The sequence below is a fragment of the Glycomyces xiaoerkulensis genome, assembly GCF_002798405.1.
Classification (GTDB): domain Bacteria; phylum Actinomycetota; class Actinomycetes; order Mycobacteriales; family Micromonosporaceae; genus Glycomyces; species Glycomyces xiaoerkulensis.
In genome coordinates, this window is record NZ_PGGV01000032.1 from 1 (window position 1) to 11,839 (window position 11,839).

General features: G+C 63.8%; 15 protein-coding genes. 10 read left to right on the top strand and 5 right to left on the bottom strand.

Annotated elements, in window-relative coordinates; all coding sequences use genetic code 11:
• The first annotated feature begins 103 nt into the window (after positions 1-103).
• The 10 genes from CUT39_RS21235 to CUT39_RS12920 all read left to right on the top strand — a co-directional run bounded on the left by CUT39_RS21235 (position 104) and on the right by CUT39_RS12920 (position 8,592).
• Entirely contained in the window at positions 104-670 is a 567-nt protein-coding gene (locus tag CUT39_RS21235) for a transposase family protein (protein WP_157930551.1), read from the top strand.
• Between the two features lie 284 nt (positions 671-954).
• On the top strand, positions 955-1,977 hold the full coding sequence (locus tag CUT39_RS20375) for a tetratricopeptide repeat protein (protein ID WP_157930671.1): 1,023 nt from the start codon (positions 955-957) through the stop codon (positions 1,975-1,977).
• 1,184 nt (positions 1,978-3,161) lie between these two features.
• Positions 3,162-3,698 carry a reverse transcriptase N-terminal domain-containing protein gene (locus tag CUT39_RS21500; RefSeq protein ID WP_100447207.1) on the top strand — a complete coding sequence of 179 codons (537 nt, stop codon included), beginning with the start codon at positions 3,162-3,164 and terminating at the stop codon, positions 3,696-3,698.
• A gap of 2 nt (positions 3,699-3,700) precedes the next feature.
• Entirely contained in the window at positions 3,701-4,948 is a 1,248-nt protein-coding gene (locus tag CUT39_RS21505) for a reverse transcriptase domain-containing protein (protein WP_198587107.1), read from the top strand.
• A 31-nt stretch (positions 4,949-4,979) separates the two neighbouring features.
• On the top strand, positions 4,980-5,789 hold the full coding sequence (locus tag CUT39_RS12895; RefSeq protein ID WP_100447458.1) for a transposase family protein: 810 nt from the start codon (positions 4,980-4,982) through the stop codon (positions 5,787-5,789).
• A 110-nt stretch (positions 5,790-5,899) separates the two neighbouring features.
• A complete protein-coding gene (locus CUT39_RS12900) occupies positions 5,900-6,262 on the top strand; it encodes a P-loop NTPase family protein (RefSeq protein ID WP_157930672.1) in 363 nt (120 codons plus the stop codon).
• A gap of 282 nt (positions 6,263-6,544) precedes the next feature.
• Entirely contained in the window at positions 6,545-6,889 is a 345-nt protein-coding gene (locus CUT39_RS12905; protein ID WP_100447212.1) for a hypothetical protein, read from the top strand.
• A gap of 89 nt (positions 6,890-6,978) precedes the next feature.
• Positions 6,979-7,479 carry a hypothetical protein gene (locus CUT39_RS12910; RefSeq protein WP_100447214.1) on the top strand — a complete coding sequence of 167 codons (501 nt, stop codon included), beginning with the start codon at positions 6,979-6,981 and terminating at the stop codon, positions 7,477-7,479.
• A 94-nt stretch (positions 7,480-7,573) separates the two neighbouring features.
• Positions 7,574-8,173 (top strand): hypothetical protein, encoded by a 600-nt coding sequence (locus CUT39_RS12915; RefSeq protein ID WP_100447217.1) that lies wholly within the window; start codon positions 7,574-7,576, stop codon positions 8,171-8,173.
• A gap of 41 nt (positions 8,174-8,214) precedes the next feature.
• A complete protein-coding gene (locus tag CUT39_RS12920) occupies positions 8,215-8,592 on the top strand; it encodes a hypothetical protein (protein WP_100447220.1) in 378 nt (125 codons plus the stop codon).
• A 114-nt stretch (positions 8,593-8,706) separates the two neighbouring features.
• Here the strand turns inward: CUT39_RS12920 and CUT39_RS12925 are convergent, their stop codons facing one another.
• The 5 genes from CUT39_RS12925 to CUT39_RS12945 form a co-directional block, all read right to left on the bottom strand.
• On the bottom strand, positions 8,707-9,363 hold the full coding sequence (locus tag CUT39_RS12925) for a prepilin peptidase (protein WP_100447223.1): 657 nt from the start codon (positions 9,361-9,363) through the stop codon (positions 8,707-8,709).
• A 403-nt stretch (positions 9,364-9,766) separates the two neighbouring features.
• Positions 9,767-10,537: a hypothetical protein gene (locus tag CUT39_RS12930; protein ID WP_100447225.1), complete on the bottom strand. Its 771-nt coding sequence runs from the start codon at positions 10,535-10,537 to the stop codon at positions 9,767-9,769.
• Positions 10,538-10,574: 37 nt separating this feature from the next.
• Positions 10,575-10,928: a hypothetical protein gene (locus tag CUT39_RS12935; protein ID WP_100447227.1), complete on the bottom strand. Its 354-nt coding sequence runs from the start codon at positions 10,926-10,928 to the stop codon at positions 10,575-10,577.
• Between the two features lie 103 nt (positions 10,929-11,031).
• Positions 11,032-11,226 carry a hypothetical protein gene (locus CUT39_RS12940; protein WP_100447230.1) on the bottom strand — a complete coding sequence of 65 codons (195 nt, stop codon included), beginning with the start codon at positions 11,224-11,226 and terminating at the stop codon, positions 11,032-11,034.
• Positions 11,219-11,635, bottom strand: coding sequence for a hypothetical protein (locus CUT39_RS12945; RefSeq protein ID WP_100447233.1), 417 nt, complete (start codon positions 11,633-11,635; stop codon positions 11,219-11,221). Before CUT39_RS12945 ends, CUT39_RS12940 begins: the two co-directional genes overlap by 8 nt.
• Between the last annotated feature and the right edge of the window lie 204 nt (positions 11,636-11,839).

The window sequence follows — 11,839 nt, forward strand, 5'->3', positions numbered from 1 at the left end:
CCCTCGATCCCGGCACCCAAGCCCTGCTCACGCTCGCCTACCTGCGCAAGGGCGAGACACTGCGCGATCTCGCGGCCGGCTTCGGCATCTGGGCCGCCACCGCGTGGCGACGTACCCGCGAGACCATCGGACTGCTCGCCGCCCTGGCCCCGGGCATCCGCGACGCCCTGCGCCACGCCAATCGGTCGGGCGCAGCCTTCGTGATGCTCGACGGCACCCTGGTCCGGATCGACCGCAACCGAATCGACCGGCCCTGCTACTCCGGCAAGCACCAGCGACATGGAATGAACCTCAGGCCATCGCCGATGCGCGCGGGAACCTGCTGTGGATCTCCGGTGCGATCCGCGGCTCGATCCACGACACCAAAGCCGCCTGGATCTGGCGAATCCCCTGGCTGCTGGCCGAGCACGATTTGTTCGCCCTGGGCGACAGAGGCTATGACGGTCTCGACCACGATTTGGTGGTCACGCCGATCAAAGGCAAGAACAAGCCCGCGTGGCAAACGGAGTACCACCGGCTCCACGCCCGGCTCCGCGGCCCCGGCGAGCGCATGTTCGCCCAGCTCAAGACCTGGTCGATTCTCGACCAGATCCGCTGCGACCCGCACCAGGTTACCCAGATCGCCAAAGCCGTCCAGGTCCTCAACAGCTACGAACACCACTCAGCTTGAAACAGACTCACGGACTATGCTCACCGCAGTGTCCGCTGCGTCTTGATTTTGTTGGTACACACCAGGAATCATCGACCGTTGGCCGCGTCGTTTTCTGGCCGAAGCCCTTGCGTCCCATAGAGTCGGATCCGAGCCTCAACCATCACCGACTGTCACACAACAAACTTCCGCCGCAGTATTGGTTGCCGAACAATTCAGCAATCCGACAAACCTACTTACGGTAGTCAAGCTAAGTGACATCCTGATATCATGGTACCGAATACACCATGAAAGGATGTTCGGCAATGAATCCGCTGGAATTTTTAATTCTGGTATCGTCTCTGATACTTGCAACTATTATCACTCTGGCGCTTGTCGTATTCATGATCTGGCGGTTCCCGACCAAGAGACGACTAGATAATGATCTTAATGAAGCACGGAATCTGCTCGTTATGAACTTTGATGTTGGGCGCTGGATCCAGAAGAATCTCAACCGACGTGAACGCAAGTTCGGTAGACATAGTGGGGAAACCTTGGCTGCCCGCGGTCTCTTGGCTGACGCATGGCTTCGCCGCGGGTCCCCAACGAATGCAATAGCGCTTTACGAGCTCAATTACGAGATAGTTATTGCCAACAAGAATCATGATGGTAAGAGCTTCTTCTCTTTGCTCAATGCCTGGCCGTTGGCTAGGTTGTATACGAGGGTCCACGACTTGGATAAGGCCGTTAAACTGTACATGGAGTGCCTCAAACGGTCACCACTAGCTCCTTCCAACAGACGAATCATGTTGGACGAGCTTGCCGAAGTATACGAACGATTGGGGACTCCGGAGAATGCGATTCCCTTGCGCGAGGAACAGCACGAGCTATCGAAAAATGATCGGTACCAGCTCCTGAAATCGATCGGAGATAGTACTAGGACATTCGTGGCCTGCGGCGTTCCTCACCGTGCCATTGACTTGTGTTACAAATATCTCCAAGCAGGTGGACTTGATCGAGAGTCGACAGAAATAGTAATGCGAAATTGCGCTTTTGCCTACATGAAATCCGGACTTCCCGAGCGTGCTATTCCACTATATGAGCTCCGTGGACATATTGTCGCCGAACACGAGGAAACCGGCCCCAACACCTGGTCGAAAATTGGATTGAAAGGCGTGCGACCTCTTGTTGAAGCTTACCTAGAAGCTGGATATGGAACCGTGGCAGAACATCTCATCGATTGGATCCGTATGAGAGAAGAATTTGAGAGGAAGCAAGAGGAAAAAGAAAGAAGGGAGAGAGAACGGTCCATGTCTATGTGGGATCACGGTTACGCGGGCGGAGGCTAGTTGGCTTAATAATAGGCCCCCGGAGCCGCCCTGCGGGGAGGCTTCAAACCGCCGCACAGTACGGGAGCGGTGACGTGACCGTGGTGAGCGATGTGGAAAAGGCAGCGTTCGAGCTATTATATATGGGTAATTCATTGTTGTCTGCTTCGTTCTTCAGGGCGTGGCGATTGGGCTCAGCCCGATGAAGGTGCTTTCGCGTGAGGCGAGGGAGGAGCTGCTGATCAGCGGAGTCGCGGCGAATCTGGATCACGGCCTGCCCCAGGCGTTGGCGGCCGAGTCGTTCTGAACGACCGAGCGCAGCGCCTCCCGTTGGGTGGCAACGTTTCGCTGGCACGGACGCCGGGGCCTGAAATCCGGTGTCCTTGGGCAGCGCCCGGAGGTACCAAAGCGCCTGGACAAACGCCGACAGTGAACCTCTTGCATCCTGAGCGAGTGTTGTTGCGCTGCAGCTACTTTTGGGGTAACCGCCTGATGGGAACGGAAGAAGCACCTGGTAGAACGGCAGGTGCTACCTCTACCGCGACCTCCACCAGGAGCTCCGGTTGCTGGTGCGACACGAGGTCGCACTCTTCCAGTGGCTGAGTTCTGAATGAGAGGAGTAATGCCTGGACGAGGCCCTGACCAGTGTTCAAGGTCGGTCCCCGTGTTCACGTGCGTTGCTGGTAACGGCGGGGTGCGGAGCTGAACGTGAAGCCCAAGGCCCTCTGAGCCATCCAGGGGACACAGGCGAGGGGAAGACGACGATGGGCGAACGCGATTGAACTTCTGATGACGTCTCGTTAGAAGCACGGTCAGCCGGTGGTTTTGTGTCTGGCCGATAGCCCCTCCGGCGTTGGAAGGCGTCGAGCGGCCCCGGGTAGCAGCATGCCCGGGGTGGGAACACCGCTGGGTCCGGGATTAAGGAAGCGCCCTGCGTCGTCGCAGCTGGCGAGTGTGGAACGTGGCAACCCCGATGCGGTCTGCCGCGGGCAGTAGGTGACCTGTAAGGGCAGCCGATGCCGCAGCGGGAACAGGAAGACCCAAGAAGCGGACGCCGGCAGCCGAAAGGCGAGAGGAAACCCCAGATCTGGTGCTCTCTGCCAGGTGGGCATAACTCGCCGGATAGGGCCTTTGGCCTGGCCTGCAAGGGCGCTGACGTGGGTCTGGTGGAATCTTGAAGTGATGATGGGAAGGACCCCTCACTGATGGGCAAGTTGGACGCCGCTCCGATGCGAGCGGTGAACGGACCTGAGGGCAGTCCCTCGCTCGACTGGCAACGTATTGACTGGTCGGTCGAGGAAGGGAATGTTCGGCGACTTCGCCAACGGATCTTCAAGGCGTCGCAGGAGGGGGACCTCAAGCGGGTCCGCAGCCTGCAAAAGCTCATGCTGCGCTCGCGGAGCAACGCTCTGGTGAGCGCGCGACGGGTGACGCAGCAGAGCACCGGTCGCAAGACCGCCGGGATCGACGGCAAGGTGGCCCTGACTCCTGCCGGGCGGGCGCGCCTGGCAGCACAGGTCCTCAACGAGCCGACGGCCAAGCCCCGGCCGGTCAAGCGGGTGTATATCCCCAAACGCAATGGGAAACAGCGTCCGCTTGGGATTCGGGTGATCCTCGACCGCGTCTGCCAGGCGCGGGCGAAGAACGCGCTGGAGCCGGAGTGGGAAGCGAGGTTCGAGCCCAAGTCCTACGGGTTTCGGCCCGGACGCGGCTACCATGACGCGATCGAGGCGATCCGCTGACCGTGCGAGGCAAGACCGCTCGACGACTGTGGGTCCTCGATGCCGACCTGTCGGCAGCGTTCGACCGGATCGGTCACGATCGGCTCATGGCCGCGGTCGGTCAATTCCCGGGTCGGGACATGATCCGAGGATGGCTGAAAGCCGGAGTGATGGAAGAGGGCCGATGGTCGCCGACCGAGGAGGGAACTCCCCAGGGCGGGGTCATCAGTCCGCTGCTGTTGAACATCGCGCTGCATGGGATGGAACAGGCCGCCGGAGTGACCTACCAGCCAGGACCGGGCGACCGGCCCAAGCTGGCACGGGACACTCCAGCGCTGGTTCGGTACGCCGACGACTTCGCCGTCTTCGCTCACACGAAGCACGAGGCCGAAGCGGTGAAACAGCGGTTGGCTGCGTGGCTGGAGCCGCGCGGGCTTCGGTTCAACGAGGACAAGACCCGGATCGTGCATCTGGATGAGGAATTCGACTTTCTCGGGTTCAACATCCGCCGATACGAACGGGGCCGCTGCTTCATCAAACCGAGCCGCGAAGCGGTCGGGGAGGCTCGGGCGAGACTGCGGGAGGAGTTCCGGCTCCTTCGCGGCACCAACGCCGAGGCGGTGTTGATCCGGATCGCGCCGATCGTGCGCGGCTGGGCGACCTACTACCGGCACGCGGTCGCCAAGAAGGTGTTCGCCGATCTCGACCAGCACCTGTGGAAACTGGCCTGCACATGGGCCAAACGTACTCACCCGAGAAAATCGAAGACCTGGGTCTACCGCAGGTACTTCGGACAGTTCAACAAGACCAGGCAGGACAAGTGGGTGTTCGGCGACCCAAACACCGGCGCCTACCTGCCCAAATTCGCCTGGACCCCGATCATCCGACACACCATCGTGCGAGGCCCGTTCTCTCCGGACGACCCCGCACTGCGGGACTACTGGGACCGGCGGCGACGCACCACGCCGCTGCCGGTCATGAACAACGCCAACGCGAGACTGGCGTTCCAGCAGAAGGGACTGTGTCCCCTGTGCGGGCAGACGCTGATCGTCGGAGCCGAGTTCCAACCCCAGTTCGCTCGTGAATGGATCGAATGGTTCAAGACCGCCTCCCGCATGGTCAACCGGCACCACCTGACCTACCAGCGTGACAGCGGCGGGGACGAACTGACCAACCTCCAACTCGTTCACGGTGACTGTCACCGGCAGCACCACGCAGCCGAGGACAAAGCGACCGGACGAAAACGCAAGACGCCCAAGGATTCTGCTTGAGCCGTGTGCGCGGAAACACGCACGCACGGTTCTGAGGGGGCGATGGCGTGGCAACACGCCACCGCTACCCGACTTCTACCCTGCGGCGCTGCCGTTGTCGACAGCCACCCTGAGGCGCGTGTCGACCCTCATCCGCGCCCACCGCAAGACCATCCGTTCCCGATGGCGCCGCCTCGCACCAGGTGACCAGGCACTGCTCACCTTGGCCTACCTGCATAAAGGCGAGCGACTGCGGCACTTGGCGGCTGGCTTCGGGATCTCGGAGGCGACCGCCTGGCGCCGGGTCCGCGAGACCATCGGCCTGCTCGCGGCCAAGGCGACCGGGCTGCGCCAGGCACTGCGGTGGGCGAAGCGCGCCGGCTGGGCGTTTGTGATCCTCGACGGCACGCTCATCCGCACGCAGCGCCACCGGATCGACCGGCCCTTCTTCTCCGGCAAGCACCGCCACCACGGTATGAATCTCCAGGCCGTCGCCTCGCCGACCGGGGAACTGCTATGGGTTTCGGGGGCCATACGCGGATCGATCCACGACACCGCCGCCGCCCGGATCTGGCTGTTGCCCCGATTCATCAAGGAGGCAGGCCTGTTCGCCCTGGGCGACAAGGGCTACCGCGGCCTTGATGAGAAACTGGTGGTCACGCCGTTCTGGGGCCGGGGCAGACCAGCCTGGCAGAAAGAGCACAACCGGCTCCACGCACGACTGCGCGGACCAGGCGAGCGCGCGTTCGCGCAGCTCAAACAGTGGGGTGTGTTCGACCGAGTCCGCTGCGACCCACACCAGATCACTCAGATCACCAAGGCCGTCGGCGTACTCATCGAATACGACCGCCGATCACGATGAAAGAAGTTCAGTATCTCATCCGCCGCGCGGTGCGTACCGGCCGACTTATCGGCCTCAGCCACTATATTCGCTATGCGAGGCTCACCGAGGTGAGATTGAGGGGAGTCGGGGTGGAGCGTGTGGTGCTGCTGAGGTACGCCGGGGCCAGCATGACCACCATGGCCCACCATCTGGCCGCGGTCCTGGATCCGCCCGTGGCGCACCTCGATGAACTGCGCTACGACCCCGGCTGGAACGAAACCGAACCGGCCGTCTTCGCCGCTGCCGAGCGGAACCTGCTCGGGCAGCGGCGATTGGTCTGCGACGGCAACTACCTCTCGACCCTGTCCGAACACCTGTCATGGGCCGACACTGTGATCTGGCACGACTACGGACTGATCCGGTACCTGTGGCGAGTCCTGGCCCGTTACCGCTGGCACGGGCCCGGCCAGCACGGAAGCGGAGTGTTCGTCCGTATCACCTGGCCGTTCTAGCGGTACGTCGCCATCTACCGCCGCCGACACGCACCGCGCGTCCGGGAAGTGCTTATCGACCATGGCCAGGACTGCGAGGTGATCATTGTGCACCGCCCTCGCGAAACCACCGCACTGTTGGACCGCTTCCGCCGGCCCGCTACCGGCCCAGCGGACCAGTGACCAGCGCTGCGGTGGGCGCGCCGGTTACCAGGCCGCGAGCATCGAGTAGTCACCGCCGCCGGAAGCGAGGGTAGCCGGTTATCCTCCCGCGGCTGGGGCCGGCTCAACTCCGTCAACTTCGTGTACCGCGAAGCTGACCTCCGGCAGCTCGCTACCGGCACCGACCAGACCATCAAGGACGTCTTCGCCGACGCCATCGCCGAGATGCGGCGCGAACGCGACAACATCGCGACCGAGAAGCTCCGGACTCTGACGGCCTTCTACGGCCGCAGTCGGCACCCGCGCTTCTGGCAGACGGTCGTGATCGAACGGTCCGCCTCCCAGTACCGCTGGGCCTCGCCCAACGGTATCGAGGAAGCCGTCGCCAAATCACCCGACGGCATGGACGCCCTGGGTTTCTTGTCACTAGCGCTGCCTGAGCTGCTCGCCGACCTCCTCCAAGACTCCGCGAACGGAGGCACGTGAGCGGCCAGCACCGCCTCGCGAGCGCCGATGCGGACTGCGCATCGGCGCTCGCCACTGCCCAGCAACGAGATCGAAAAGGAGACGATCGCATGAACTTCGAAGGCACGCCCATTCCGAGCATGGTCTGCGGAACCTGCTCGCGGCCGTTGTGGCGAACCCTGCCCAAGGACGACTCCGGTGCGCTCACCGGCGAGATCATCTACCACCATCCGCTGCACATCGAGGCAGATCACGAACCGGTCCCGCAGCCCCGAGCCGAGCACTACGAGGACCAGATCAACCAGGTCTGCGACTTCTGCACCTCGAGGTCGGTCAAGTGGCGTTACCGGGCCCCGGGCATCCAGATCCACGCGCTCGACCACGACGACCAGCCCATCCAGGAACAGCAGCCCACCGACGAGTGGAACGCATGCGAGGTGTGCGCGAAGTACATCCAGCACCGCAACTCCGAGGGTCTGCTCCGCCGCGCCTTGCCAGCATTTGGGCCCGACCCGGACGAATTCCTCATCGCGATGGTCCGCGGCCTGCACCAGGCGTTCTTCCATGCACTGCAGCCCGGACGCACCCGCGTGACCGGGGACCGAACCTGACTCAGAGATGCCTGGGGGCTCGCGCGGCCACGCGGGCCCCCAGGCCGGCAACACGAATCCACCTACGACACAGCAATCGAGAAGGAGCGCTGCCGTGAACAGCACACCACACCCTCCCGACAAGGAGCACACCCAGCCCGCCGACCAGACCAGCGACTACTGGCTCACCGAGTACCCGGAGTCGGGACTCGAACGCAACTGGGCAGAACTGCGCCGCCCGTATACGGCCGAGATGGTCGACCGCAAACGCATCGCTGCGGCGATCGACAATGTCCGCTGGCACCGCCTGAACGCGGCCGTCGCAATCAGCCCGGGCCTGATCCTGCGGGCCATCATCCCCGAAGCCCAGCGTGCAGGGTTCCAGCCCCTGGCGATGGGCATCGGAGCCGACCCGATCGACTACCCCGAACCGCACCTGCTCGACCAGCCGCGGCGGGAGGTCCATCCAGACTACTTCGAGACCGGCTACCTCCTCGGTCTACGGCGACTCGTCCGACGCACCGTCTTCAGCGCCTATTTTCTCGTCCTCACCGATGAGGCAGGACTGGTCGTCTTCGACAGAGACGACCGCCCCATTCCCGAAGGGCTCCTGACCAACGCGTGCGCCGCCCGCCTGCACGAGTTGTGCAAGGGAACGGTCGACGGATCCCCGTGCGAATGCCCCTGCAGGCAACCCGAACCGAAAGCCAGTTAGCAGTCGGCCCGGACTGCCCAACCCGCCACAAGAGGATAGCGATGAAGGACAACGCTCACACCGACCACCAGGGCCACACCTGGCAGACGATGCTCACCGAACTGCCATACGCGGCCGAAGCGATCCGCTCCCGGATACCGATCCTCGACACACGCCGACGCACTGAAGCGCTCACTGACGGCGACCGCGTCGGTTTCATCGTCCGCGACGAGATCGACTACCACATCGAGATCGACACGGCCGAACTCGACCAAGCGGCACCCGGCTGGAGAGACGCACTCACCGATCCGGCGAATACCGAAGCCGAAGGCCACTGGGAACTCATCGGCGCCGTGCAAGAGTACATGACCGAATGCAACGAGAGCGCCACCGCGCAATGGATCGCGCTCATCCCCATCGCCGAGGCTCCGGACGACTGAGCAGCAACGAGTTGATCAGATGGGCCGGATCGAGGTCTGGCCCACCGCGCTCCGCATGACGGGTGCCTCTTTTTATACACTGTAAGTCCACAATAGATAACATCTGCGATGTCCTCAGGAGATCACCGCTAGAACCACGGCGGCCCAGCACCCGACCAGCAACCACGGCCCCAGTGGTACATACTCCACCGGCACACGAGCCCGCCAGCGCGCCACACCGGCCGCCGAGGCGGCCAAGACAAACCCCAGGGTGACCCCGCCCCACGCCGCCGCCCACGACCACCAGCCGGTGAAAGCCGCGATTACCGCCAGCAAGGCCACGTCGCCGAGCCCTACGCCGCCATCGAAGATTCGCCACCAAATCAGCGCCAAGGCTCCGACGGCCAACGCGGACCACATCGCCCGCTCCAACGGCCCCGATCCGCCAGACCATGCAGTATCCCAGCCGAAGCAAGCAATCACTGCGGCTCCAAGGAGGCCGCTAAGGACGAACGGCAGCCGGTGCGTGACCGCGTCGATCACGGCAAGACCAGGAGAGAGGGCCGCGAACAGCGCAAACGCGACCGCAGCGGGACGCTCTGGCAGAACGCCCACCACCACAGTCGCACCTGCGGACCCGCCGACCACTGTGGTGACCATCGCGCCACGATGCCACCCGAGAGATAGTTCCGCAGCCCCCCGTCCACGCGCGTCGGGGACGAGCGCGAGTGTGAACCGCCAGATCAGCACCGCGACAGCCAGTCCACCGAACCCGGCCGCCAACATCCACATGAAGTGAGTCTAGAGAGCGAGCTCGGCGGGCCTCAGCCGAATCGGGACAAGGCCAATTCATACGACCACCCTTTGACGCTCCCGCGCATGCGCCCTGAAGGCGTAGACGACTCACGACTCAGTCCGTGTGCGGCAGAGTGCTGAGAAGAGTCCGGGGAGGCGCGGGTCGGCGCCTCGGCGGGTATGTCGAGCGAGCCCGCGACGTTGCCGGAGCGCTCGTCGACACCGGTTCATGGCAGGATCCAGAGGTTGGTGGCGATCGCCCAGCAGATGGCGAAGACGACCAAGTATATCAGGGTCAGGGTCTTGCGTCGTCGGCTCCACTGCCGCCAAGGAATGCGTCGCCAACGCCAGTACCGTTCGACGACCCCGATGATCGGCCCTGGCCGGTGCGGTCGGCGGCTCATCGCGGCACCGGCGCGGTGCCGGTCGGGTGCCAGCCGTCGTCGACATCGGTGTACTTGCTGTGGTTAAGCGCCTGCATCAGATCCGATGCCCTAGTCATCAGCTCCCCATCGAGTTGCACGATCTTCCAGAGAAAGGTCAGGAAGAACGAAATGATGGCGCCGATCGCGGCTCCGGCTATAGCGCCGGGCGGTCCACCAGCAAAGGATCCGGCCGCCGCACCGCCTGCCAAGCCGACCGCTGCGGCGACGCCGGCCTCGGCGACCGCGGTGCCGACTGCGGTCCAGGCGTTGTACTTGTCGGCGAATCCGACGATGTGTTCGATGCAGAACTCGTAGAGCTCGTCGCATGCGTTGTCGAGGAGGTCGGCCAGGTCGGTGAAGGCCGAGGTGGTGTCGTCGCATTGTTTGCGGACCTGGGCGAGGTCGCTATCGAGGCCCTCGGGCCCTTCGATGTACTCGGCGAAGGCGTCGGCGTCGGACCCGGTCCAGTCCTCGTCGACCAGGCTCGCGTACCCGCGTTCGGCCGCGATCGCGGTGAAGGGGCCATCGGTCTCGCCGGCACCGGTGCCGAGCAGGTCGGCCTTTTCACGCAGGGTTTCGGTGTCGACCTGGGAGAACAGTTGAATGATCGTGCTGGGCTTGAGGTCGGATTTGAACTGCTCGTGCCGACCCCAGCCGCCATAGTCGGCCCAGGCGCGGTCGACCGCCTCGAGATCGTCGAGGTATTCGGGGGTGCACAGAAACTGTCCGAGTGGCCAATAGGTCACGTTGTGACCTCCTTCCAGTTCACGGCCTCGACTGGGGTTACCAGTCCTGGTAGAACTCACCGGCTGCGTGTTCGGCAAGGGAGGCGCCGGTGTCGTTGAAGTCGGCCTCGCTCTGACCGTCGGCTTCGAACCAGACCGCGGCCACGTGGAGCAGGTTGAGGTCGGTCTTGTCGACAGCCTCGCCGACCGCGTCGCAGTCGACGATGCGGTAGCCGACGATGCTGTTCCAGGTCTCGGCCAAGGGCCCCGCCCACGGGGCCTCGTCGCCCCCGAACGGCGTGGTACTCACCTCCGCATCGATCAGATCGTCGCGGTAGGCATCGATCTGGTCGTGGCGGGCGCGGACGCGTTGGGCGAATTGTTCGACCTGATCGGGGTCAACTGAAGGCATCTCAGACCTCCCTGTCGGCGAGCCGGGCCACCGGGTCGGAGGCGGTGAGCTGGCGGGACATGCGGCGGACTGCCGAGTTGTAGGTGAGTCGGATTCGTTCGGCCTATTCGTCGGCGTCGGACTCGCGGGGGCGCAGCCGAACCCGGCAATCGCCGTTGATGCGCGTCCGCACCCAAACCGTGCCGTCATGGGAGACGGCCGTGCCTTCGGTGCCGCGGGTGAACCTGCCGAGCTGTCGCTCCAGGGCGGTGATGGCGCTTTTGGCGGCTTCGCGGCGATCGGCGGTCGAGTCAGTCATCCTCGCCTCCCAGCACCGCGGCCATTTCGTCGGCCAAGTCCAGGACGGTGGCCGCGACCGCGCGATGGAGGGCCGAAGCCATGAGGGAAAAGACTGTTTCGACCGCCAGCGCGGCCGATTCGGTCTCGACCGGGCCCGGCAGATAGACCTCGGCAAGCGTGAAATCCAAGGCCATGGTCATCCGAACCCCGGAGTCGGGGTGGTACTTGGTCAGAGTCAGCCGGTGGAGGCGGCGGTTGAGCGCGGCCACGCGGTGCGGCAGGTCGCCGGTACGGTCGATGCTGGCGAACGCCTCCCTCGCTTGGCTGCGGACGGCCGCCACGTCGACCGTGGTGGACTCGACCGGGCCGGTCACCTCATGGGCCGGGCGCTGATCGACTGCGGGCGCTACTTTGATGGGTCGGGCCATAGCACATCCTCGATGGTGATCGAACGTAACGTGCGATACATCGAAAATGACACAATGTGATGATCATTGTGGGCACCGACTGGCCCATGTCCGGTTTCTTACATCAACCGTGTGATGCCGGATCGGATTCGGAAGCGGTGGACTCGACGCTGCAAGGCGCATGCAATGAGGGCGAAAGCACGATTCCCAAGCAGGGAACCAACA